The 25,419-nt window shown below is 51.3% G+C and carries 20 protein-coding genes; all 20 read left to right on the top strand.

The features are described 5' to 3' along the window. Nucleotides 1-18: 18 nt before the first annotated feature. Nucleotides 19-813 (top strand): Nif3-like dinuclear metal center hexameric protein, encoded by a 795-nt coding sequence (locus KTH90_RS14930; protein ID WP_158354036.1) that lies wholly within the window; start codon nucleotides 19-21, stop codon nucleotides 811-813. A 42-nt stretch (nucleotides 814-855) separates the two neighbouring features. After that, nucleotides 856-2,523, top strand: a complete 1,668-nt coding sequence (locus KTH90_RS14925; protein WP_158354035.1) for a nucleoside kinase — start codon at nucleotides 856-858, stop codon at nucleotides 2,521-2,523. A 76-nt stretch (nucleotides 2,524-2,599) separates the two neighbouring features. Next, nucleotides 2,600-3,049 carry a transcriptional regulator NrdR gene (gene nrdR / locus KTH90_RS14920; RefSeq protein WP_158354034.1) on the top strand — a complete coding sequence of 150 codons (450 nt, stop codon included), beginning with the start codon at nucleotides 2,600-2,602 and terminating at the stop codon, nucleotides 3,047-3,049. A 63-nt stretch (nucleotides 3,050-3,112) separates the two neighbouring features. Next, nucleotides 3,113-6,709: a C1 family peptidase gene (locus KTH90_RS14915; protein ID WP_158354033.1), complete on the top strand. Its 3,597-nt coding sequence runs from the start codon at nucleotides 3,113-3,115 to the stop codon at nucleotides 6,707-6,709. Nucleotides 6,710-6,944: 235 nt separating this feature from the next. Beyond that, entirely contained in the window at nucleotides 6,945-7,997 is a 1,053-nt protein-coding gene (locus KTH90_RS14910) for a substrate-binding domain-containing protein (RefSeq protein WP_158354032.1), read from the top strand. A gap of 128 nt (nucleotides 7,998-8,125) precedes the next feature. After that, nucleotides 8,126-9,487, top strand: a complete 1,362-nt coding sequence (locus KTH90_RS14905; RefSeq protein ID WP_238727002.1) for a sugar ABC transporter substrate-binding protein — start codon at nucleotides 8,126-8,128, stop codon at nucleotides 9,485-9,487. 195 nt (nucleotides 9,488-9,682) lie between these two features. Continuing rightward, nucleotides 9,683-10,561, top strand: coding sequence for a carbohydrate ABC transporter permease (locus KTH90_RS14900; RefSeq protein WP_158354031.1), 879 nt, complete (start codon nucleotides 9,683-9,685; stop codon nucleotides 10,559-10,561). Beyond that, nucleotides 10,561-11,388 (top strand): carbohydrate ABC transporter permease, encoded by an 828-nt coding sequence (locus KTH90_RS14895; RefSeq protein WP_238727001.1) that lies wholly within the window; start codon nucleotides 10,561-10,563, stop codon nucleotides 11,386-11,388. The genes KTH90_RS14900 and KTH90_RS14895 overlap by 1 nt, the downstream gene beginning before the upstream one ends. A gap of 13 nt (nucleotides 11,389-11,401) precedes the next feature. Beyond that, nucleotides 11,402-12,472 carry a zinc-dependent alcohol dehydrogenase gene (locus tag KTH90_RS14890; RefSeq protein WP_158354030.1) on the top strand — a complete coding sequence of 357 codons (1,071 nt, stop codon included), beginning with the start codon at nucleotides 11,402-11,404 and terminating at the stop codon, nucleotides 12,470-12,472. Between the two features lie 54 nt (nucleotides 12,473-12,526). Beyond that, nucleotides 12,527-13,807 (top strand): nickel-dependent lactate racemase family protein, encoded by a 1,281-nt coding sequence (locus KTH90_RS14885; RefSeq protein ID WP_158354029.1) that lies wholly within the window; start codon nucleotides 12,527-12,529, stop codon nucleotides 13,805-13,807. A 55-nt stretch (nucleotides 13,808-13,862) separates the two neighbouring features. Further along, nucleotides 13,863-14,933, top strand: a complete 1,071-nt coding sequence (locus tag KTH90_RS14880; protein ID WP_158354028.1) for a zinc-dependent alcohol dehydrogenase — start codon at nucleotides 13,863-13,865, stop codon at nucleotides 14,931-14,933. Nucleotides 14,934-15,080: 147 nt separating this feature from the next. After that, the gene (locus KTH90_RS14875) at nucleotides 15,081-16,121 is read left to right on the top strand and encodes a zinc-dependent alcohol dehydrogenase (RefSeq protein WP_158354027.1); all 1,041 of its coding nucleotides are present in this window, start codon (nucleotides 15,081-15,083) and stop codon (nucleotides 16,119-16,121) included. A gap of 17 nt (nucleotides 16,122-16,138) precedes the next feature. Then, complete coding sequence (locus KTH90_RS14870; RefSeq protein ID WP_238727000.1) at nucleotides 16,139-17,176, top strand: zinc-dependent alcohol dehydrogenase; 1,038 nt, start codon at nucleotides 16,139-16,141, stop codon at nucleotides 17,174-17,176. Nucleotides 17,177-17,195: 19 nt separating this feature from the next. Then, complete coding sequence (locus KTH90_RS14865; RefSeq protein ID WP_158354025.1) at nucleotides 17,196-18,269, top strand: PfkB family carbohydrate kinase; 1,074 nt, start codon at nucleotides 17,196-17,198, stop codon at nucleotides 18,267-18,269. A gap of 11 nt (nucleotides 18,270-18,280) precedes the next feature. Beyond that, entirely contained in the window at nucleotides 18,281-19,729 is a 1,449-nt protein-coding gene (gnd, locus tag KTH90_RS14860; protein ID WP_158354024.1) for a decarboxylating NADP(+)-dependent phosphogluconate dehydrogenase, read from the top strand. A gap of 549 nt (nucleotides 19,730-20,278) precedes the next feature. Further along, on the top strand, nucleotides 20,279-21,853 hold the full coding sequence (locus KTH90_RS14855) for an ABC transporter substrate-binding protein (RefSeq protein ID WP_158354023.1): 1,575 nt from the start codon (nucleotides 20,279-20,281) through the stop codon (nucleotides 21,851-21,853). A 52-nt stretch (nucleotides 21,854-21,905) separates the two neighbouring features. Then, nucleotides 21,906-22,862, top strand: a complete 957-nt coding sequence (locus KTH90_RS14850; protein WP_158354022.1) for an ABC transporter permease — start codon at nucleotides 21,906-21,908, stop codon at nucleotides 22,860-22,862. Next, complete coding sequence (locus KTH90_RS14845) at nucleotides 22,859-23,656, top strand: ABC transporter permease (RefSeq protein WP_158354021.1); 798 nt, start codon at nucleotides 22,859-22,861, stop codon at nucleotides 23,654-23,656. The genes KTH90_RS14850 and KTH90_RS14845 overlap by 4 nt, the downstream gene beginning before the upstream one ends. A gap of 4 nt (nucleotides 23,657-23,660) precedes the next feature. Beyond that, complete coding sequence (locus KTH90_RS14840; protein ID WP_158354020.1) at nucleotides 23,661-24,470, top strand: ABC transporter ATP-binding protein; 810 nt, start codon at nucleotides 23,661-23,663, stop codon at nucleotides 24,468-24,470. After that, nucleotides 24,463-25,170, top strand: coding sequence for an ABC transporter ATP-binding protein (locus KTH90_RS14835; RefSeq protein WP_158354019.1), 708 nt, complete (start codon nucleotides 24,463-24,465; stop codon nucleotides 25,168-25,170). The genes KTH90_RS14840 and KTH90_RS14835 overlap by 8 nt, the downstream gene beginning before the upstream one ends. Nucleotides 25,171-25,419 lie beyond the last annotated feature (249 nt).

The following is a 25,419-nucleotide window of genomic DNA, read 5'->3' as shown; positions in this document are numbered from 1 at the left end:
AGGTAAGAGGAAAACCCTATGAAATGTAAAGAAATCTGTGAACGGATTGAAGCCAGATATCCGGTTGCGTATGCCTGTGAATGGGATAACCCTGGGCTTCTGGTCGGAAGTTACGAGAAAGAGGCGGATAGGATCTATCTCGGCCTGGACGCCACGGAGTCTGTTATAGACGCGGCAGTGGCTGCAAAGGCAGATCTGCTGATCACCCATCATCCCATGATATTTTCCCCCATACGAAAGGTGAATACGGAGGATTTTATCGGACGGCGGATTATCCGCATGATCCAGGCGGACCTGTCTTATTACGCGATGCACACGAATTATGATGTATGCGGTATGGCAGAGCTTGCCGCGGCATATCTGAAGCTGACCGGGTGCAGGGTCCTGGAACCGGTATTCTGTGAGATCAACCGCGCGTCCAGGGAGAGCCAGGGCTTTGGCCGGATCGGCACTCTTCCGCGGAAAATGACGGTGCGGGAATGCTGCGCATATGTTAAAGAAGTGTTCAGACTGCCCAATGTCAGAGTATTCGGGGACCTCAACCGGGAAGTGGCCTGTGCGGCCGTGGCTCCGGGATCCGGAAAGAGTATGATCAAGGCTGCGTTAAATGAGCAGGTTGAGGTATTGATTACCGGAGATATTGATCATCACGAGGGGATCGACGCGGTTTCCCAGGGAATGACAGTGATCGATGCCGGGCATTACGGGATTGAACATATTTTCATAGAGGACATGGAACGGTTCCTGCGGGAACAGATGCCGGCAGTTGAGATCGTAAAAGCGCCGGTCTGCCAGCCGTTTCAAGTGGTTTAGGCTTAGTGCTGAATATAGGAAAGGATCTGGAAGGTGAGACTTATGGAACAGGAACTGATTAAAATTACCATAAACGGAGAAGAAAGGGAATATCCCCAGCAAACTTCATTTCTGGATATTGCCAGGGAATATCAGCCTCAATTCGAGGATGACATTCTGCTTGTTATGGCGGATAACCGGTTGAGGGAACTGCACAAGCAGCTGAAAGAGCCCTGTGAACTGTCATTTATTACGGCCAGGGATTCCAGCGGTATGAAGACTTACCAGAGAAGCGTACTGCTGCTGATGATCAAAGCGGTGTATGATGTCTGCGGCCATGATCAGGTGCGCAATGTCCGGGTGAATTTTTCTCTGGGGGCGGGGCTTTACTGTACCCTGGAGTCCGATACCAGGCTGACACAGGAATTGCTGGACCGGGTGAAAGCGCGGATGCAAGAACTGGTGGAGCGCAAGATTCCCATCATGAAACGCTCGGTCAATACGGATGACGCGATCCGCCTGTTTGGCATGCATGGGATGTATGACAAGGAACGGCTGTTCCGGTACCGTATGGTTTCCAAGGTGAATATCTATAGTATCAATGAATTCGAGGACTATTATTACGGATATATGGTAAATGATACCGGCTATCTGAAATATTTCGATCTGTATCAGTATGATGAGGGCTTCGTCCTTCAGCTTCCGACCAGGCATGCGCCGAAGCAGGTGCCGTCCGCCACTCCTCACGGGAAGCTTTTCCATGTACTCAAAGAGTCGGAAAAATGGGGAGAGATGTTAAAGATCGGAACGGTAGGAAGTTTAAACGACCGGATCACCAAAGGGGAAATCAATGATCTGATTCTCGTGCAGGAAGCCCTGCAGGAGCACAAGATGTCCGAGATCGGGAAAGAGATCTGTGCCCGGCCGGAGAAGAAGTTCGTGATGATCGCCGGTCCGTCCTCCTCCGGGAAAACGACCTTTGCCCATCGGCTGTCCATACAGCTGACTGCCCAGGGCCTGACTCCGCATCCGATTTCCATCGACGACTATTTCCTGAACCGTGATAAGACACCACTGGATTCGGATGGCAAACCGAACTATGAATGCCTGGAAGCGCTGGATGTCCGCCAGTTTAACCAGGACATGAACGATCTGCTGGAAGGCAGGCAGATAGAGCTTCCGGCTTTTAATTTTAAGACCGGGAAGCGGGAATACCGCGGCCGGACGCTGCAGCTTGGCGCAGAGGATGTTCTGGTCATCGAGGGAATCCACGGCTTGAATGATTTGCTGTCGCCTACACTTCCAAGAGACAGCAAATACAAAATCTATATCAGTGCGCTAACCCAGTTAAACATCGATGAACACAACCGGATACCCAGCACGGATGGCCGTCTGATCCGCCGTTTGGTCAGAGATTACAGGACCAGAGGAACCTCTGCGGATGCCACCATCAATATGTGGGCCTCAGTACGAAGAGGGGAAGAAGAGAATATTTTTCCTTATCAGGAGGAAGCGGATGTCATGTTTAACTCGGCTCTCATCTATGAGCTTGCCGTATTAAAACAATATGCCCAGCCGATCCTGTTCGGGATACCCAGGGAAAACGAAGAATATGTGGAAGCAAAACGCCTGCTTAAGTTCCTGGACTATTTTATCGGAGTGGGGACGGAACATATACCGAAGAATTCGATCTTAAGAGAATTTGTCGGCGGCAGCTGTTTTTATGTATAAAAGCCTGCAGGAGATCGGAAGCTCCGGCCAGGAGAGTCCTGCGGTTAAGTGATAGTATACTTGAGGAGGAGAGCGAATGAAGTGTCCATTTTGTAATCAGGAGAATACAAGGGTGATCGATTCAAGACCCGCAGACGACAACAGTGCAATCCGCAGAAGAAGGCAGTGTGACGAATGCGGGAAGAGATTTACCACTTATGAAAAGGTGGAGACGATTCCGCTGATCGTAATCAAGAAAGATAACAACAGGGAGCAGTATGACCGGAAAAAGATTGAAGCCGGCGTACTGCGGGCCTGCCACAAACGGCCGATATCCGCCAAGCAGATCAGCGATCTGGTGGATGAGGTGGAAAACGATATCTTCAACCAGGAAGTCAGAGAGATCGACAGCAGCCTGATTGGTGAGATCGTGATGGACAAGTTAAAAGACCTGGATACCGTGGCCTATGTCAGATTTGCATCCGTTTACCGTGAATTCAAAGATGTGAACACTTTTATGGACGAGATTAAGAAAATTCTAAACTGAGAATGGCAGCGCAGCGAACGCGGTTCTTAATTTAGAATTGGACAGTAAGAGGTGAAGGTGAACATGGGGATAAGACAAAACTATAAAAAAATAGGCACATTGGGTTTGACGTTTTTATTGGCAATAACAATGGCGCGGCCGGCTTTGGGGGAGCCGTCCGTCCAGTATAAGATCAGCAGTGAACCGGTGATACAGGGCAGACTTACGGCCATGGAGAGCGGTTCTATCCGTATGCAGCTGACAGATGAGAGTATCCTAAGTCCGATGCCTCAGCTGCAGGAGACAAAGGAGGCAGTGCAGATCCCGGCCGTATTTGATTTGAGAGATGATCAGGGGCAAAGTGACGTGACATCGGTAAAGGATCAAAAGGACGCCTCCACCGGCTGGACATTTGCTGCGGTCGCCTCCCTGGAATCCAACCTGATGAAAAAGGCGGATGCGGCCTCTGAAGTGGATCTGTCGGAGCGGCATCTGGCATGGTCCGCCTATCATGGGGAAAACGATGCGGAAGATAAGAGCGCCTATGCGGGCGGTGATACTTTTACGATTCCGGCGGATGCCGCAGATGCTTTTACGGCTGGAGGCAGCAGGCAGCAGGCGGCGGTAACGCTGGCACGCTGGTATGGAGCGGCCGCGGAGAAAGACGCTCCCTATGAAGAACCGCTGGCTGCGGTGTCAGACCCCACGGTTTCCCGCATTCATATGGCTAACGCCTATTACCTGCCGGAGACGGCAGTGTGGTCCGGAACGTCCTACTCCTGTGATATGGCTGCGGCTGCGGAAATTAAGAAGAGTATTATGAAAAACGGTGCCGTAGCGGCCTCCTATTATGAGGATCAAAAGGCGAGGGCGGATTCCGGATATTATAATTTACAGACCTGTTCCTATTTCTACCCGGGCGATGAGCAGGCAAATCAGGGGATTACCATCGTCGGCTGGGATGACAGCTATAAACAGACAAATTTTACCGGAAAAAGTCTTCCGGAAGGGCCTGGAGCCTGGATTGTCAAAAACAGCCGCGGCCAGGAATCGGATCAGAACGGGTATTTTTATCTGTCTTATTATGACAGAAGCCTGTGTGATTATACGCTGTTCGAGGCAGTCCCTGAAAATGCTTCCAGCCCCAAAGAAGAAGTGTATCAGAATATTTATCAATACGACGGTGTCGGAACAGGTGAGCTGATGTTAACCGATGCGGCGGAACTGAAATTCGCCAATCAGTTTACTGCCCGCGGTAATGAGATGATCAAAGCGGTAGGTCTATATACGCTGGAGGCGGATACGATGGTGGATGTCTCCGTTTATCGGACGGCGTTAGATGGAGTACCGGAAAGCGGACAGGAGGTATATCATCAGTCTATGATGATTCCCTATGCCGGTTTCCATACAATTCCGATGGAGAACGGCGGATTCACCGTGAAAGCAGGAGAGAGTTTTACTGTAGTCGCGTCTGCGGAAAGCGGCGGTAAATATCAGTATCTTCAGGAAGCTGCTGTGGATGGATCGAATCTGGTGCGGCTGGATTATCAGGAAGGGCAGAGCTATTACTGGTCGGCAGAGAATGATAAGTGGCAGGACGCGGTACGGCAGACGACGGTGGAGGATGTTCCGGTGCAGCTGGGAAACGCCTGCATCAAGGTGTACAGTGATACGGTACCGGACTTGGGAATCTTAAGGCTTAACATAACTGAGAAAGACGCGGAGGGAAAACGGCTGTCCGGGCAGTCAGTCAGTGACCCGGATCTGTCAGACACGAACAAGGTGGAACTTAGTTCCTATACTTCCTCTATCGCGCTTACGATGGAATGCCGTACGGGTAACCCAAAGAAGATCGTGATCCTGTCAGCGGACGGGACACAGTACCAGTCCGGCCAGGACATTCCCAGGAAAGCATTTGAGCGGGGACTGTTGATTCATCTGGACTATGCAGACGGGTCTAAGAGTATGGAGTATCAGCTGGAATTTTCCATATCGGATACCGTGCTGACCACCCCGGAGCAGGTGAAAGTGACCGATGATCTGGGGGCCGTTCCGCAGGATATGGTTTTAACCTCTGCAGTACTTAGTGAGGGGAGCATATATGAAGCGGCTTATAAGGCATTGGAGCCCGAGGTACAGGGCGGTCCCTTTGTTCTCTATCAGCTCAGTGCGCAGCGGAACGCAGAAAAGTATATTCCAGGTGTTGCGGTAAAACTCGAATTTCCATATTATGATACGACAGATGAAAAAAATATCCGGCTGTATTCCATATCTACTGCAGACGGTACATCCGCGGCCGTGGATTTGACAGGTGTAAAAGACGGACACTTAACGATAGAGACGGATATGTTAAACGGGCTGTATGCGGTAGCAGTCCGTACGAACATACCTACCGTTCCGAAGATGCCCAAGACAGTCTTTGATCCGGAGCAGAGGCTTTCGGATATTCCGCTGCCGGCGGTGAAAGGCGGGGCGTGGAGCTGGGTCAATGAAAATACAGTGCCCAGTGTTTCCCAATCCTCCTATGCGGCGCAGTTTACGCCCGCTCCCGGAAGCAGATATGAAGCCTGCACGATGCAGATACCTCTGAAGGTGCAAAAAGCGGCGCCCACGATAGCCAGTGCGGGCGGTTCCACGCTGGTGTACGGCCAGAAGCTGGGCGAGTCGGATCTGACCGCATCCGCGGTATGTAAGGGAAAGCATGTCCCGGGCAGCTTCCAGTGGAAAGATCCCATGACACTTCCAAGTGTAAACAACGAGGGTTACGGGATTGTCTTTGTTCCGGAAGACAGGGTGAATTATGAGGAAGCATATTCCACAGCCCCTGTCGGAGTTCTGAAAAAGCAGATTGAGATCACGGTGGCAGATCAGATCCGTTCTTTTGGAAAAGAGAATCAAACGTTTGAATTCAATGTCTATGAAAATGCACTGGTTGGTGACGATACCAAAGCTGATATATATGTGACCTATCAGTGCGCGGCCGATCAGGAGACCGTGGCAGGTACCTATCCGATTATGGCGGAGGCAAGTGCTGAAAATTATAACGTCTCGGTAAAACCCGGTGTGCTGAAAATAACCAGAAACATGGTAAAGCCTCTGGGGGATGGCGAAGTCCGGGTCTGCATTGTCGGAAATTTTAAGGTGCAGGATACGAGACTTCTCTGCACAGATTTACCAATGGAGAGTGACGAATACCAGATGTTCAAGGAGAGAGCCGAGGACGGTATGGATCTGGTAAGCTGCCAGGAGGTTATGCTGGATACGGAAGAATATCTGGGGAAATTAATGATCACTTTCCGGGTTGATCCGAAATACGAGGGACGAAAAGCTTATGTTCTTCATTATGCGGATCAAAAAATGGAAGCGTACGAGACTGTGGTAACAAACGCACGGGTGTCAGCAGAGGTGGTTTCCCTTTCGCCGTTTGCTGTTCTGGTATCGGATGAGTCTGTAGTACAGGCTGCAGCGGACGCAGGGGCAGGTACGGATGTGACGGATGGCAGAAAGCAGGGCAGCATGGAAGAATCTAAAGATTCTGTAGTAACTGTGAAACCGGTTGAGATGAATAAGAAGCTTCCGGTCTGGGTCTTTGTTGGAATACCTGCGGCTGTTCTGGTTATCCTCCTGATTGTAGTAAGTATCGTACTGCTAAAAAGAAACCGCAGAAAGAAAAATTCATAGAAACGATGATAGAGAAAGCCGGAAATTCACTGACTTACAGGAAACACGATCTGTATGGTCAGTGGTTTCTGGCTTTGCTAAGGGAAAATCGAACATAAAAGTGTTAAAAAATAAACGATACTTGACAGAATATACAATTGTGGATATACTCTTAGTTAGAAAGTACATATAAGTTATTTGCGGATCGTTACGAGACACGAGACTCGTAAATAATGGATGCAAGGTGGAATTAACCATGACGTTAAAAGAGCTTGCATTGGAGATCGGGTGCTCCCGGGCTACACTGGACCGAGTGATTAACAACCGGGAAGGCGTAGGCGAGGAGAGAAGAAAAGAGATACTGAAGCAGATCGAGGAACGCGGGTACAGACCGAATGTAGTGGGGAAGATGCTGGCGATTCAGCACAGGACTGTGATTGGAGTTATTTTATGTGCAGATATTACTCCGGTTGAGAATCCTTTATTTCATGAGATCTACGCGGGAATGCTGAGGGCCGTTGGGATATTGGAGAAAACAGGCGTTTCCTTTATGTTCCGACATATTAAGAGTGGGAAGGCATCTGAGCAGATCGCGGTGATCAACGAGCTGGTTGAGGAACACCGGGTGTCCGGCATCGCCATCTCCCTGGAAGAAAAATCAGAGGATCTGTTTGAGACGATCCGCGTTCATATGAATAATGGAATAAAATTCATTTCTTATTTTAATATAAACGGTGCTCAGAATACAGAGTTTCAATTCCCATACGAAATCGGTATTAATCAGAAAAGAGAAGGTAACGTGGCTGCCGGTCTGATGGGAAAATTCTTAAGAGGAAAAGGAAAGGTAGCATTGCTCAGCGGCCTGGAGAAGAATATGGTCCACCAGATCAGAATCGACTCGGCGAAAGAGCATCTGGAAAAAGCATATCCCGGTATTCAGGTGGTGGAAGTGGGACGTAATACTTATCCGGAAGACATCGCGATGGCCAAAGTGGAGCGGCTGCTGGAGGAGTATCCGGATCTGGACGGTATTATCGTGAGCTGTGGTTCCGCTGGGTATATCGTGGAGATGGTACAGAAGCTGCAGAAGAAAGATCAGCTTTCTATTATTGCATTTGATTTTACCAGACAGATGGAAAAGGATCTGCGGCTGGGTTATTTTGATGCGCTGATCGGCGTGAATTTGGAACGGCTGGGTTACACGACTATTTACGCGATTTACGATTATGTTTTCCAGAATGAGATAACGGACGATACATTATACGTGGCTTTACAAATAAAATTAAAAGAGACGGTCACGCCTTTGTAACAGGGATTGGTGACACTTCAGGGGTGTTTTTTTTGGGACTTACGAGGCACGTACCTCGTAATATTTTCGATATCATTTACGAGGCACGTGACTCGTATAAGATAAATAAAAAAAAGAGAGGGTATGTTATGAGAAAGCATGTAGCAATGGTATTGGGTTTGATTCTTTTGGCATCCACGTTGTACGGCTGTGGTCAAAAAACGGAGGAATCCGCGCCGGCTTCCGATACCGGTAAAGCCGAGGCCCCCGCACAGACAGAGGAAAAGGGGACGGATGACAGCGCAGGAGCGGTGGATAAGCCCTATGAGGGAACCGAGATCAGAGTAATCTTTGCCAACCACAACTGGACAGATGCAGTGACTGCGCATTTGGACGAATTTACCGAGAAAACCGGAATTGTCGTCAAAGCTGAGAACTACGCGGAAGATCAGTTAAGTGAAAAACTGGCGATCGAATTGACCTCCGGATCTTCGGGACTGGATGTCATGATGACAAGGCCCTTACAGGAAATTAAAATGTTTATCCAGAATGGCTGGGTTTATGACTTAAGCGCGCTGAAAGACGACCCGGAGGTAGATGCGGCTGATTTCATCCCGTCCGCGCTTGCGTCCTATGAGGATACATCCGGTGCCTGTTACGGATTACCGCTGGTAACCGAGCGGCAGATTCTGTACTACCGGACAGATTTATTCGAAAAAGCAGGACTTGAGGTCCCGAAGACGATGGATGAGCTGATGGCTGCTGCTGAGAAGTTAAACGATCCCGACAACGAAGTCTATGGAATCGTGTCCCGTGGCCTGACAGCGGCGGCTGTCACCCAGTTTTCCGGTTATCTGTACGGCTGCGGCGGCAACTGGGTGGACAAAGACGGCAATGCCGCGTTAAATACGCCGGAAGCGGTGAAGGCCTTTACATTCTATGGCGATATGCTGAGGAAATACGGCCCTCCCGGAGTCCTGAACATGCACTGGCAGCAGGCAGCAGCCCTGTATTCCCAGGGCAACGCGGCGATGTACACGGATGCAGATTCCCTGTATAATTCCGCATGCGGTCCGGACAGCACGGTATCGGATGTGACTGGATACGCGGTGATGCCTACGGGCGCTGTCTACAATATCTGTTCCTGGGGAATGTCGATTGCGGCAAACACGAAGAATCCGGAGGCATCCATGGAATTCGTGAAGTGGGCTACCAGCAAAGAAGTATCTACCCTGACTCAGAGTGCCGGTAATTCCGGAGCCCGTACATCCGTGTGGGATGATCCGGAGGCCAATAAGAACTTCCCGCCGGAACTGGTTAAAGTGATCCTGGCGTCCGGTGATATCGGTGTGGAGACTGACAGGCCGCAGGTGATCTCTGTAGGACGCGCAAGGGACGCCATCGGGGAAGTGATCGTAACGGCCATCAATGGTGGAGATGTACAGGCAGCCGCGGATAAGGCAAATGCCACATTCCAGTCCATCATTGACGAAGATTTTGGAACCAAGTAAATCCCCGTGGGAAGGCAATGAGAAGGTAATGAGGTGAAAAACAGGGCTGTTGTTAGAAAGCGAGATTTTTAATGCGGCAGGAGCACATTCCTGGTGTATTAAAAGGATGTTTTAACAACAGCCCTTAGTGTTCAAAAAAGTTCCTTCTTTAAACAAACAGGCATCTTTCGATGGAGAAGGGAGACATAGTAAGAAATGTCAAGATGGATTGATAAACATTTAAAAGTTATTTTCATGGCTCCGGTCATCATCTTCGTACTGGTTATGATAGTAGCGCCGATGTTATATACCATTGGCCTTAGTTTTTGCGACTGGAGTATGTCCAACATCAAACCGCCGGAATTCGTGGGCGTCGCCAACTACATAGATTTGTTCCACGATGACCGGTTCTGGGGAGCGGTGCTGCGCACCTTTTTATTTGTAATCGGCGCGATTGTGGTTGAAACACTGTTGGGAATCGGGATCGCGGTGCTGATCAACCGGAAGTTTTTTGCCACTAATGTCATCAAGACCGTCTTTATTCTGCCGGTGGTAGCCACTCCGGTGGCGGTGGGGATGGTGTGGAAACTGATCCTGGAGCCTACGATTGGATATGCGAATGTACTGGTCAGTGCGTTTGGCCTGCCGAAACAGCAGTTTTTGGCGTCCGCCTCCCAGGTTCTGCCGTCCCTCATTATGATTGACGTATGGGAATGGACGCCTATGGTTATGCTGATGGTCCTGGCCGGCTTAATGACCATACCGGGAGAAATGTATGAGTCGGCCAAAGTAGACGGGGCATCCCCGGTACAGCGGTTCTTCCACATCACGATTCCGCTGGCCAGTCCGGCTATCTTATCGGCTATCCTGCTGCGGCTGATTGATGTCATTAAGACCTTTGATATTATTTACGCCACCACACAGGGCGGACCGGGCTACGCGTCGGAGACCATCAATATTCTGGCCACGGTGACCAGTTTCCAGTACTTCCAGTTTGGAGACGCCTCAGCGATCACGGTCATGTTCTTCATGGTGGTTATTCTGATCGCCTGTATCTTCATGTTCATTAAAAAGAAGGTGGAGGTGGATTATTAGTGAATAAAAAAATTACACGGTTTGTCTCGGCATTTGGAAAGTACATCCTCATATATGGTCTGGCGTTTATTTCATTTTTTCCTATGCTTTGGATGGTTCTGGCGTCATTGCAGCAGCAAAAGGATATTCTGAATGCCAGCAAAGGATTATTCTCCTTTTTGCCGACCCTGATGAACTATTCCAATGTGATTTATCAATATGACTTTGTAAAACCGATGATCAACAGTTTTATCATCGCGTTGTTATCCACTATTTTCGCATTGGTTTTGTCGCTGCCGGCAGCCTATGCGATCGCCAGATACAAGCTGCGGAAAATGAGCCTGATCATATTGGTCGTGCGTATGATACCCGGTATTTCGTTTTTGGTTCCGTGGTTTACGATTTTCGCGAAGCTGCAGCTGACGGATTCCTATACGGCGCTGATTCTGACCCATATGCTGGTCGCGCTGCCGCTCATCGTCTGGATTATGACGCCGTTTTTTGAATCGATTCCCATGGAACTGGAGATGGCGGCCTGGGTGGACGGTTCCTCCAAGTTCCGGACCTTTTTCGGGATCGTGCTGCCCTTGTGCAGGGCCGGCATTCTGACGGCATCTTTGCTGGCATTCATCTTTTCCTGGAATAACTTTATGTTTGCCCTTGTGCTAAGCGGCAGGAAGACGATCACGCTGCCGGTGGCGATCTTCAGCTTCGTGTCCTATGCTGCGGTGGACTGGGGCGGACTGATGGCGGCGTCTGTACTGATCACGCTTCCCATCTGTATTATTTCCATCTTTTTACAGAAATACATTATAGGCGGCCTGACGGCAGGAGCCGTGAAGGGCTGAGAAGGAGAGCGCAATGAAAGTAGCTGTGTTGAAAGAACCTGAAGTCATTCAATTGGAAGACATTAAAAAACCGGAGGCGGATAACGACTACCTGATCGTGGAGGTCAAGGCCTGCGGTATCTGCGGCAGCGATGTCCGCTATTATAAAGGAGAAAATCCCTGGGCCTTACATACTCTGGGCAAGAACCTGCCGAATCCGCCGAATATCATATTAGGCCACGAGTGGGGCGGGATCGTACACGAGGTGAAGAATCCGGAATTCAAGCATCTGCTGGGAAAACGGGTGGCGGTTCTCGCCTATAACACCTGCGGTGTCTGTGAATACTGCAGAAACGGGAACTATAACCTGTGCAAAAAGACGATGCATATCGGCCATGGGGCCGGCTGGGGTACCATGAATTATTATCCGGGCGGAATGGCTGAGTATTGCCAGATCTGGAATACCCATGTATGCGAAATCCCGGATTCCATGTCCTTTGAGGAGGCCACCCTGTTAGACCCCATATCCGTGGGCATCCATGCGATCACCAAATCGGATATCAGGCCAGGGGAGGATGTGGTGGTGCTGGGAACAGGAGCCGTGGGCTTAAGTATCGTACAGGCGGTGAAGGCGTTCGGGGCAGATAAGGTTATCTGTACGGATGTCTATGAGGGGGCGCTTGAGATCGCCAGGGATGTGGGCGTGACCAGGGCTGTGAATATCCAGCAGGAATCCCTGGAAGATGCCATGAGAGAGGTCGGGATGAACGGCGCAAACGTTGTATTTGACACGGTGGGGACTGCTGAAACCCAGAAGCAGGCGCTGCACATCCTGAGAGAGAGCGGCACCCTTGTGAATCTGGTGGCGAATATGACGCAGGCCTCCTATGAGCTGATGGATCTGGCCGGCGAGAAAAGGATAATCACTTCGGCCAACAATCACAGTTCGGATTTCCTGCTGGGAATCAAACTCATCGAGAATGGGACGATCCAGGCTGAGAAAATGATCACCCATGTGCTGCCTCTTGACGAAGTGCAGACCGGGTTTGACATTATGCTGAATAAAGAGCAGCAAAAAGTTATGAAAGTGGTATTGGTGCCTTAAAAGCGGAAGATGCGGAAAAAGGCGTAATACATTTCATTTGCGAGGTGGCAATATATGAAAGAATACAGGATGAACACAGGAACACATGAGATATCGTTCCAGCTGGATGAGAGGCAGGTAATATACTATGCGGCTTTGGCGGATCTTCCGAAAAAGCAGGAGGAAGCGAGTCTGATCGAAGAAGCGCTGGATCATCCCTACGGGGCCGAAAGACTGGAGGACGCGGTACCAAAGGACGGGAAAGTAGTGATTATCGTGGATGACGCTTCCAGACCAACGCCCTGTGCCAGAATTCTTCCCCATCTGCTGGCCCGGATCGAACAAAAGACAAAGGATATCTGTATCATGACAGCGCCGGGAACACACAGGCCCATGAGTGAAAAAGAGCTGGACGAGAAGATCGGCAGAGAGATTCTGGACCGGTATCCTCTGCTGAATGTGGACTATACCAAAGAAGAAGACTACGAATATGTCCTCACTACCGAATTAGGGACTCCGGTGGATTTACATAAAGAGGTGCTGAGAGCGGACTTCGTGCTGGCGGTCGGCAATATCGTTCCCCATGTGGTGGTAGGCTGGAGCGGCGGCGCGAAGACGATCCAGCCTGGTGTCAGCGCCAGGAGAACCACGGACTATACCCACTGGATCGGGGCGGTCAGGGCAAACACGATGGATATCGTGGGAACACTGGATAATATCTGCCGGAAGGAAATCGACTATATCGGTTCCCAGGTCAATTTATCTTATATTGTAAATACCGTGCTGAATGAGAAAAAGGAAATCCAGGGCCTGTTCTGCGGCCATTTTATCGAAGCGCACCGGGCGGGAGTGGAGCTGGCCAAACAGCTGCTGTGCCCGGTCATCGATCATCAGGCGGATATCGTGATCGCAAATGCGGCCCCCTGCTGCTTTGATTTCTGGCAGGCATTCAAACCCTATGCTTTCGCGCAGTTCGGAGTGAAGGAGGGCGGCACCATCATCTTTCTCTTTGAGGCATCGGAGGGGTTATGCGGAAACGCACCGTTCCATCTTCCGGCACTGAAAAAATATATGCCCATGACCCTGGATGAAATTTTGAAAGAAGCCGAAGAGGGAAAGATCGAAGACGAGGTGGGAGCGACCAATGCCATCAATCATCACAAGGTGATCGGCCACGCGGAAATCATCTGTGTATCCGACGGTTTGGCGGATGAGGACTATGAACTACTGCAGTTCAAAAAAGCGTCCTCGGTGGAAGAGGCGGTGGAGATGGCAAAGGCCCGTTTGGGAAAGGATGCCGAGATCGGCATTATCCCGTTCTGCGGAGAAACGCTGGTCAAGGTGAAGGGTGAATAAGCCCATGAATGGAGGAAAAGATGGGAAATAACAGGCGGTTAGAGGAGGAAAACACGTGAAAGCAGTAGTACTGAAAACAGACAATCAGATTCATTATATGGACGCGCCGAAACCTGCATTACGCTCCGGCGAAGTCCTGGTACGGGTAAAAGCCTGCGGAATCTGCGGAAGTGATATCAGATATCTGGAAGGCGAGAACCCGTGGTCCCAGCAGACCTTAGGCTATGTCACCCAGAACCCCGACAATATGATCTTAGGACATGAATTTGCTGGAGAAGTCGTGGAGGTAAAAGACAAAAAAGATGAGTACCTGCTGGGAAAAAAAGTAGGGGTTATCGTTTACAACACCTGCAAAAGCTGTGAGTTCTGCCGCACCGGCCGGATGAACCTCTGCAAGAATACGAAGCATATCGGGCACGGGGCAGGATGGGGAGAAATGGAATTCTATCCCGGCGGTATGGCGGAATACTGCCAGGTGTGGAGCGACCATGTATATCCGTTCGAGAACGCCACCTTTGAAGAAGTCTCCACCCTGGATTTTGTGGCCGTCGGCCTGGCCGCGGTTTCGAAGATTAAGAAAGTGTTCGCGGAGGATGCCGTGATCATCGGAACCGGTCCTGTGGGCCTGTCCATCATCCAGCTGTTGAAGCTAAAAGGTGCCAGAAGGGTATATTGTGTGGATATCCTGGACTATGCCTTCGAGGCGGCCAGAGAAGTGGGAGCGGACGGCGTGTTTAATTCCGCGGAGGTAGACGTGGTGCCTGAGATCCTGAGCGGAACAGACGGTCTGGGAGCTGCCATGGTGTTCGACACAGTGGGGACGGAAGAAACCCAGAAGATGGCGTTAGCAGTCTGCAAGGGGGAAGGAACGGTCGTGAATCTGGTCTGCAACACAACAAAGGTGCAGTACCAGTTAAAAGATTTCAGCAGTGAGAGAAGTATCGTATCAGTAGCGAACGCAAGCGACGACCTGTTTTATGACTGCCTGAAGATGCTGGAAGCTGGGAGATTAAACGTAAAACCTCTGATCACGGATATTCTGCCGCTTGAGAAGGCCCAGGAAGGCTTCGAGCGGCTGATGAACCGGGAAGAGACGGGAGCGATCAAAGTGATCCTCAAGCCATGAGGTCGGTGCCGGAGCCTCTGGGTATGAGGTCAATGCCGATTCTTAAGTCATAAGGCCAATGATAATAATTGTAGGAGAAGTAAGTAAAACAAGAACAGTTGAGACGGAAATTTTAATACCGCAGGAACTGCGGTACTGGAGGAAGAAATGAAAGCGGTTGTAAAATATGAGGAAAAACCAAGAGCAACCAGATTAATGGATATCGAGAAGCCGGTGTGCGGGGAGGATCAGGTTCTGTTAAAAGTGATGGCAGCCGGGGTCTGCGGAAGTGATGTGGATATATGGAATCAGAACATCGGTTTTAAGATCAAGCCCCCGGTGGTACAAGGGCATGAGTTTTGCGGCGTAATCGTGGAAACCGGGGAACGGGTAAAGCATTTCCAGGTAAACGACCGGGTCGTCTGTGAGACGGCGGCACAGATCTGCGGCGAATGTGTCTACTGCAGAACCGGTAATTATAACCAATGTCCGGACAGATGCGGTTATGGCGCGCTGATCGACGGCGCCTTCTCGGAATACGTGGCGGTGCCGGAGAGAATCCTGCACCACATGCCGGATACCCTTTCATTCGAGCGGGCCTCCCTCACGGAACCCTGCTGCGTCGCATACAACGCTATGATCGTGAAGACACAGATACTACCGGGCAAGCCGGCTGTCATCATAGGACCGGGAACGATCGGACTCTTATGTATTATCATGGCGAAACTGGCCGGCGCGTATCCGGTCATCGCTGTAGGCAGAAGTTCCTCCGCGAACCGGATGGAGATCGCCGGACAGCTGGGAGCGGATATTCTGATCTATTCGGACAGAGAAGAGCCGCGGGATACGATCCATAAACTGACAGGCGGGATCGGTGTTCCGGTCGTCTGCGACTGCGCGGGCAACACTTCCACCTTTAAGCTGTCCATGGACATCGTGGCACCCAACGGACAGATCACAAAGGTTGGCTGGGGACCGGCGCCCATCGATGTCTCGATCGATCCGATCGTGCAGAAGGGGGCCTGTATCCAGGGCTCATTCAGCCACACCTGGGATACCTGGGAGACTGTGATCCGCCTGACCTGCGCGGGCCGGATTAACCTGGAACCATTTTCCAGATTCGTCTTCGGTATCGATGAATGGGAAAAGGCTTTCGAAGCCATGGACAGCCGTCAGGCGGTAAAATCGGTCATTCTGCCGAATGCCTAGAGAAGGGGAGAAAGATTATGAAGGCGTTAGTATATTACGGTCCGTCGGATATGAAGCTCACGGAATATGAGAAGCCGGTTCCGAAAAAAGGAGAAGTACTATTAAAATCAAAAGCAGTGGGAATCTGCGGTTCCGATGTCCACGGATATCTGGGACTGACCGGACGGAGAATACCGCCGATGATCATGGGCCACGAGGTGGTGGCCCTGGTGGAAGAAACCACGCTGGAGAACAGCCGCTACCAAAAAGGTGATCTGGTATTTGTCGATCCGATCATCACCTGTAAGACCTGCGAAAACTGTCAGGAAGGCTATTACAGCATCTGCCTGAACAAGAGCAACATCGGAGTTCTGGAAGTGGACGGAGCGTTCTGCGAATACTTTACCATGGTGGAAGAGAACCTGATCCCCATGCCGGATGGAGTAAAGGCAGAGGTTGGCGTCCTGGCGGAACCTTTTTCTGTAGCTTTGCACGCGGTAAAGCAGCTTACCATGCCGGCCGGAAAGGTGAAAACCATAGCGGTCATCGGGGCCGGCGTGATCGGTATGTGTACGGCCGCTGTGGCAAAAGACATCTATCGGGATGCAAAGATCGTTATTATGGATGTTTCAAAAAAACGTCTGGACCGCTGCGATAAGATTCTGGACGGTTTGATCGAAACGGAAGACCTGACGGCAAAGAGCTATGAAGATATCCGGGAAGCATATACAGGCAGCGGATTTGATATCGTACTGGAAGCGGTAGGGGTCGGCCCTACAGTAAACGGAAGCCTCACACTGGTAAAAAGCAAGGGAGAAGTAATTCTGATCGGAAACAACCAGAGGGATATCAGCCTGTACTACCAGCAGATCGTGACAAGAGAGCTGCGGGTTTACGGGACTTACGGATTTACGCACCGGGATCTGGAAGAATCCATTCTGAAATTCAAAGACCGCCCCTACGCTGCTTCCATGGTGGATAAAATCGTTTCCCTGGAGGAAGCAGTCTCATATTTTGATGAGCTGGCCAGTCCGGACAACGACTATCTGAAAATTATCGTGGATCCGACGCTGTAATGCAGGAGGGTAAATCAATATGGAGCTTAAATCAAATGGTAAATACGACCTGGTCGTGGTAAGCAGCATGGGTGTCAGAATCACGCCTGCAGACCGTCAGCCCGTCAGTATGAGCCGTCTGTATGAGATGCAGGCGACCAGTGCCGAGAGCAATGTGGGAAACATCAGCGCGTCCCTTGGAAAGCGGGTCAAGGTACTGACCAAATTCGTAAAGGACAGCGCGATCGCGGAGTTCATTAAGGCAGAACTTCGCAGAAGGAACCTGGAGTATGAGGGCCTTGAGATTCCCCAGGGCGGGCCTTTCGGCTGCCGGCACCAGTTCAACATCGCGGACAGCGGATACGGAAGAAGGAGGCCGGTGGTTCAGAACGACCGCGCGGGAGAGGTGGCCTGCACCCTTTCCGCACAGGATTTTGATCTGGAGCGGATCTTTCACGAGGAAGGATGCCGGATCCTGCATTTCTCCGGGCTGATCGCGTCCCTATCCAAAGAAAGCGGCCGGTGCTGTCTGGAAATAGCCAGAATGGCCAAAAAATATGGAACGGTCATCTCCTTTGACATGAACTACCGGGCCAGTTTCTGGAAAGGACGCGAAGAAGAACTGCGTCCGGTATTCCAGGAACTGGCGGGTCTGTCCGACATCCTGATTGGAAATGAAGAAGATTTCCAGCTGGCATTAGGGATACAAGGACCGGAAGCCGGAGGTCTGGATGTTTCAGGGAAGATCGACGGATTCAAAGAGATGATCGGGCGGATCAGGGAGAACTATCCCGGTGCATCCGTCTTTGCCACCACTCTGCGCACCGTCATCGATGCGAATTCCCATCAGTGGGGAGCGATCCTGTACGCAAAGGATCAGTGGTTTGTGGAAGAACAGCGGGAAATCGCCGTGTACGACCGGATCGGGGGCGGTGACGGCTTCGTGGGAGGCATGCTTTACGCGATACTGTCCGGATATCCGCCGGCAGAGTGGATCCGATACGGCTGGGCATGCGGCGCGTTAGTTGCGACCCTGGCCACCGATTACGGCCAGCCGGTGAGCGAAGAAGAGATCCGAAGCATCTATGAGGGCAACGCGAGGGTAAAAAGATAGGAGGAAGCGTAATGGGAACATCCGATATCGGTCTGATCGGTCTGGCCGTCATGGGGGAAAATCTGGTGGTCAATATGGAAAACCACGGATTTACGGTAAGTGTTTATAACCGGACCACCCAGAAGGTTACAGATTTTACAGAGGGGAGGGCGAAAGGGAAAAAAATCATCCCCGCCTATTCCCTGGAAGAGTTCATAAGCCAGCTGAAACTCCCGAGAAAAGTCATGTTAATGGTAAAAGCGGGAGCGCCGGTCGACAGCTTCATTGATACATTAATCCCCCTGCTGGAGCCCGGCGACATTATTATCGACGGCGGCAACTCCCATTTTCCGGATACCATCCGAAGAACCGTCTACGTGGAAAGCAAAGGCCTTCTCTATATCGGATGCGGGGTCTCAGGCGGTGAAGAAGGGGCCTTACACGGCCCCTCCATGATGCCGGGCGGCTCATTGAAAGCGTGGGAGAGTGTAAAACCCATCTTTCAGGCCATCGCTGCTAAAGTAGACGGCGTCCCCTGCTGCGAGTGGATCGGGGACAACGGAGCCGGACATTTCGTGAAAATGGTCCATAACGGAATCGAATACGGAGACATGCAGCTCATCTGTGAAGCCTACCAGATCATGAGGGATTATCTGAACATGAGCGCCGATGAGATGCACGAAGTATTCGCCAGATGGCAGACAGAAGAGCTGGGCAGCTATCTGATCGAAATCACAACAGACATCCTCAAAGTAAAAGATACGGACGGCGCTCCCATTCTTGACAAAATCCTGGATACCGCGGGCCAGAAAGGAACGGGCAAGTGGACCGGCATCGCCGCGCTGGATGAAGGGGTCCCCCTGACTCTGATCGCGGAAGCTGTGTTCAGCCGCTGCCTCTCCGCCGCCAAAGAAGAGCGGGTCCACGCCTCCCGTATCCTCACAGGCCCCGCCGTCGTATTTGAAGACGACCGGGAAGCCTTTCTGGAGGACTTAAAAGCGGCTCTCTACGCCTCAAAAATTGTATCCTACGCCCAGGGCTATTCTCTCATGAAATCAGCGGCCCAAACCTACGGCTGGAATTTAAATTACGGTGAAATCGCTATGATCTGGCGGGGAGGCTGCATCATCCGAAGTATCTTCCTGGAAAATATCAAAGAAGCCTACGACCGGAACCCGGACCTGGAAAACCTGATGTTAGACGGCTACTTCAGAGAAGTTATGACGAACAGCCAGCAGGGCTTTAGATACATCTGCGCCTCCGCCCTTTTAAACGGAATTCCGGCTCCGGCCATGACCAGCGCCCTGTCCTACTACGACGGTTACCGCTGTGCCCGGCTTCCAGCTAATCTTCTTCAGGCCCAGAGGGACTACTTCGGTGCCCACACCTACGAGCGCACCGACCTTCCCCGGGGTGAATTCTTTCACACCAACTGGACCGGAGAAGGCGGGACAACTATATCTGGAACCTATAATGCTTGAATGTTCTTTTGGGGTCTGGGAATCGGATGAACGGGAGAAGGGGCCTCCCTCTATCATTAATCCAACATACTTTGCTGCAAACCGCCTGTTTTTTTCGCCAGGCGGGCAAAGCGGGACATGGAGGGCGGGGCTTTGGCATTTGCAGGCACCAACGCGGGGGGACGGATGTTCGGAACCGGCTGGGCATAGGGCGGCTGTGTAGCTGCTTAGTAAAATCCAACTGCCGGATTCAGGATGCCCGGCGGACTTCACGTCCGACGGGCAAGGGCCTCTGAGCCGAGAACACATCATGTGTTCTTGGCGAATAGGTTCGGTTCCTGAATCCGGCAGTTGGATTTTACTTAGCAGCTACCAGCGCAAGCCCTCCGCCCAGCCGGTTCCGAACATCCGTCCCCCCGCGTTGGTGCCTGCAAATGCCAAAGCCCCGCCCTCCATGTCCCGCTTTGTCCCCCTCAATCAAAAAAAACTTGCCAACCCGCCATAAAGAGGTTACAATAAAACCGACAATTGCATAATGGGAGAATCTTAAAAGGAAAGAGGATTCATTTTATGAACAGGAAAAGCTTACTCAGGCACCTTACCGTGCTTGGCGTACTGACCCTCACTATTGCACTGGGCGGATGCTCAGGTGATAAGACCGAGAAAGGAAGCGAAGCGGTTCCCGGCAAAGAATCCAGCCAAGTTTCTTCCGGTGAGCCTTCTATGGGAGGCTCCATCGTAGTAGGAATTCCTCAGGATCTGGAGGATAGTCTTGACCCTCACAAAATGGTAGCGGCAGGAACGAAAGAAGTCCTATTTAACATTTATGAAGGCTTAGTAAAGCCTGATTCAGATGGTAATTTAATCGAAGCTGTCGCCAGCCATTATGATATTTCAGAGGATGGAAAGACCTATACCTTCACGCTGAGGGATGGGGTGAAGTTCCACAATGGGAACCCGGTGAAAGTGGATGATGTGATATATTCAATCGAACGCTGCGCCGATGCCACGGGAGGAGAACCGCTGGTACCGGCGTATTCTAATATTGAGAGCATCCAGGCTGACGGGAATAATGTGGTGATCACGTTAAAAGAACCCAATACGGAGTTTTTGGCCTATATGACTACTGCGATCATACCGAAGGACTATGATGAGCTGGATACACAGCCTATGGGTACCGGACCGTTCCGGTACGTTTCCAGATCCCCGCAGGAAAATATCGTGATCGAAAAGTTCACGGATTACTGGGGAGAACCGGCGTATCTGGATAAGGTCGAGTTCAAGATCGTGGCGGATGCCGACACCATTGTCATGAGCTTAAAGGGCGGTTCTATCGACATGTATGCGAGACTTACGTCCTCACAGGCGGCGGAACTTAAGGATGACTTTAATATCGAAGAGGGAACCATGAACCTGGTGCAGGCGCTGTATCTGAACCATGCGGCGGCCCCCTTTGACAACAAGCTGGTCCGTCAGGCCATGTGCTACGCGGTGAACCCCCAGGAGGTCATGATGATGATCGCCGACGGCAAGGGAACAGAAATCGGCAGTAGTATGTTCCCGGCATTTGGGAAATACTATGTGGATGATCTCAAGGATATGTATACGCAGGATGTGAATAAGGCTAAGGAGCTGCTTACCGAGGCAGGGTATCCGGATGGATTTGATATGACCATCACGGTGCCGTCTAACTATCAGCCCCATATCGACACGGCGCAGGTGTTGGTCGAGCAGTTAAAGCAGGTGGGCATCAACGCTACGATCCAGATGATCGAATGGGACAGCTGGCTGTCAGATGTCTATGCCGACCACAATTACCAGAGTACGGTCGTCGGTGTGGATGCGTCGGCGCTGACGGCAAGGGCATTACTGGAGCGTTTTACTACCGGTAATTCCGGTAACTTTATCAATTACAGCAGCCCGGAATACGACAGCTTGTTCCAGCAGGCGGCCTCCACAGCGGACGACGCAAAACAGGTGGAGATCTATAAACAGATGGAAACCCTGCTGGCCGAGGATGCGGCCAATGTATATATCCAGGATCTGGCTGATCTGGTGGCGTTAAATAAAAAGTACGGCGGCTATACGTTCTATCCGCTGTATGTACAGGATATGAGTAAAATATATCTGATCAAGCAGAATTAAAACAGATAATTAAGAACAGACAGGATTATACAGACGCCGGGGAGGTGTGGAAATGAAATTTTATATAAAAAAAGTAATCACTCTCATGATCACATTGCTAATTGTCTCATTTCTGACCTTCCTGGCCTTTGACCTGATATCCGGTGATCCTGCAACATCAAAACTTTCGACCCAGGCAACACCGGAAAAAGTGGAAGCACTGCGGGAAGAGATGGGGCTTAACGATCCCCTGCCCATCCGCTATGCCCGCTGGATCGCTGGATTCGCTTCCGGGGATCTGGGTGAATCCTACAGCTATCATCTGCCGGTGGGGCAGATGCTGTTGGAAAAATTACCGGTCACCCTGACTATGATGGGAATATCCTTTGTCATGATCCTGCTGCTTGGAATCCCGCTGGGGATTTTGTGTGCCAGACATGAAAATGGGATCGTGGATCACATCCTGAGCGTACTGAATCAGATCGCCATGTCGATACCGCCTTTTTTTCTGGGCATTTTGCTCACTTTTTTGTTTGGGCTGGTATTGAAACTGTTCACTCCGGGAGGTTATGTTTCGTACCAGGACAGTACCGCCGGATTCCTGGGGTATCTGATTCTGCCTTCCTTTGCCATCGCCCTGCCGAAGAGCGCTATGACGGTGAAACTGCTTCGAAGCTCGGTGCTGGGCCAGCTCAGACAGGACTATGTGAAGACGGCTCACAGCCGGGGAAATTCGCAGAATGGCGTGTTGTACCGGCATGTACTGCGCAACGCCTGCATTCCCGTTCTGACTTTCCTGGGTATGGCCCTGGCCGACATGCTGGCGTCCAGTATCATCATCGAGCAGGTATTCGGTATCCCAGGCCTTGGCCGGATGCTGGTCAGTTCCATATCGGGCCGGGATTATCCGGTGGTGCAGGCCATCATTACATTTCTGGCTGCTTTTGTGGTGATTGTTAATTTTCTGGTGGATATGGGATACCGGTGGCTGGATCCCAGAGTAAGGTTGGGCGGGAGCGGGAACGAATGAAAAAAGACGGACGGAACCTGAACTTCATACTGGGCTGTGTGATATGTGCCGTTATGATAATCCTGATTATCGCCGGCTTCTTTTATACGCCCTATGGGCCGGATACCATGAACGGGCCGGATAAATTTGCTGCGCCTTCCTTTCGCCATCTGATGGGAGCAGATCAGTTCGGACGGGATATATTCAGCAGAGTTTTAAAAGGATTGGGCACGACAGGCTGGATCTCTTTGGTAACCGTAGTCATAGGCGGCCTGACCGGGACACTGGTGGGGGCCCTGACCGGGTATTACGGAGGTATCCTGGATGAAATATTGATGAGAATAAACGACATTGTGACGGCATTTCCAAGCTTCCTGCTGGCGCTTGTTTTCATCAGTGTTTTAGGACCGGGAAGAGGGAATCTGATCATGGCGCTGTCCATTGCCTTTATCCCCAGCTTTGCCCGGGTGGTGAGAGGGGAATTCATCCTCTACCGGGAGCGGGATTATGTGAAAAGCGCGAAGCTGTGGGGAGCGTCAGGAGTCCGTATCATGTTCGTCCATATCTTACCCAATGCGCTGCCGGTCATCTTATCCAGCGCTGCCATCGGCTTTAACAATGCGGTGCTGGCGGAAGCCAGCTTAAGTTATCTGGGAATCGGCGTACAGCCCCCGGACGCCAGCCTGGGACGCATGATATCAGAAGCTTCGACCTATCTGTTCTCAGCACCCTGGTGCGCGGTATTTCCCGGCGTAATGATAATCCTGCTGATCCTGGGTTTCGGGATGATCAGCGATGGATTGAAGCGGAGGTAATCATATGCTGGAAGTGAAGAATCTTTCTATAGAATTTCTGGACCGGTCGGCACCAGAACGGGTGCTAAATCATTTCAACCTGCGTATGGAGCCGGGAGAGATCGTGGGGCTGGTGGGAGAATCCGGTTCCGGCAAGACTATGACGGCCCAGGCCATCGCAGGCCTGCTTCCCGGCCATGCCGTGATAAAAAGCGGGGAGATCCGCCTGAACGGTCAGGATCTGCTCCGCTGTACCAGCAGGGAACTGCGTACTCTCCAGGGAAACGAGATTGCCATGGTATTCCAGGAACCCATGACATCCCTGAATCCGGTCATGAAGATCGGCAGGCAGGTGGAAGAAAGCCTGCGGCTTCACACGGATCTGTCGGCAGCCGAACGAAAGGAGCGGGCTGTAAAGGCTATGCTGGACGCCGAACTGCCCAATCCGGAGGAGCTGTATCATAAATATCCCCATCAGCTGTCCGGAGGCATGAGACAGCGGGTAATGATCGCTTCCGCTATTATCTGCCATCCCAAACTGTTGATCGCGGACGAGCCAACCACGGCGCTTGACGTGACCATCCAGGCGCAGATCGTCCGTCTCCTCCAAAAAATAAACCGCAAATACGAGACGGCCATCCTGTTCATATCCCATGATCTGGGGCTGGTGCGCAAGCTGTGCAGCCGGGTCATCGTGTTATGTGACGGCGATATGATAGAAGAAGGAAGTATGGAAGAGATCTTCCGGAATCCAAAACAGGACTATACCAGACAACTGATCGCATCGGTTCCGTCCAGGACTGGAATCCCTTTAAGGAGGCAGCTGCATGATTGACAGAAAAAAGGTTTTGGAAATCCGGGGAGTCAACGCCTATTATGAAAAACAAGTACTATATGATATAAATTTCTGTATCTATGAAAATGAGATCATGGGATTAGTCGGCGAGAGCGGCTGCGGGAAATCCACCCTGTCCAGAGCAATCCTGGGACTGGGGGAGCGCACAGAGGGAGAAATTATCCACCACACCAGCCGCCCCCAAATGATCTTCCAGGACCCTTACGCCTCTTTAAATCCGGTAAAAAAAGTTGGCTGGATACTGGAAGAGCCATTAAGACTCAAAGGCGGCAGCTCCAAAGCAGGACGGCGGGAAGCCGTCCTGGACATGCTGAAAAAAGTGGGCCTGGAGGAAAAGATAGCCGCCAGGCTGCCTCGGGAACTAAGCGGCGGGCAGCGGCAGCGCGTCAGCATTGCAGCTGCCCTGATCGGAGGTTCCAGATTCATCATCGCAGACGAACCGGTCTCCGCGCTGGACGTCACGGTTCAGGCCCAGATCATGGAACTCCTCCTCAAGCTGGCAGATGAATTCAAACTGTCCTACCTCTTCATCTCCCACGACCTAAACGTCATCTACCAGATGTGCGACCGTCTGATCGTCATGAAAGAAGGCCGAATCGTAGAAGAGGGCACCGTAGACCAGGTATTTACCCACCCACAAAACCCATATACAAGACAACTGTTAGAGCTCGAAAAGTAAAACCTTACTAATCAAGCCTGATACAAAAGCAGGAGGGGTCTGGGGGATGGGATTCCCGGGCGGGGGCCAATGGAACGGGAGCCAAATCGCTTGAGGCCAGGCCTTAGAACGGGCTGCGCAGATGGAGGGAGAACCTCGCAGGGCCTGGGACACTGTCCGAGCCGTTTTTGGGCGAGTTTGTCCCAGACCCTGCCAATAAGAGGTTCTCCCTCCATCGGAGCGCCCGTTCTTAGGTCTGGCCGAAGCGAT

Source organism: Diplocloster modestus (genome assembly GCF_019042245.1).
GTDB lineage: Bacteria > Bacillota > Clostridia > Lachnospirales > Lachnospiraceae > Diplocloster > Diplocloster modestus.
Note: the sequence above shows the minus strand (reverse complement) of the source record. Positions and strands in the feature narration are given on the sequence as shown.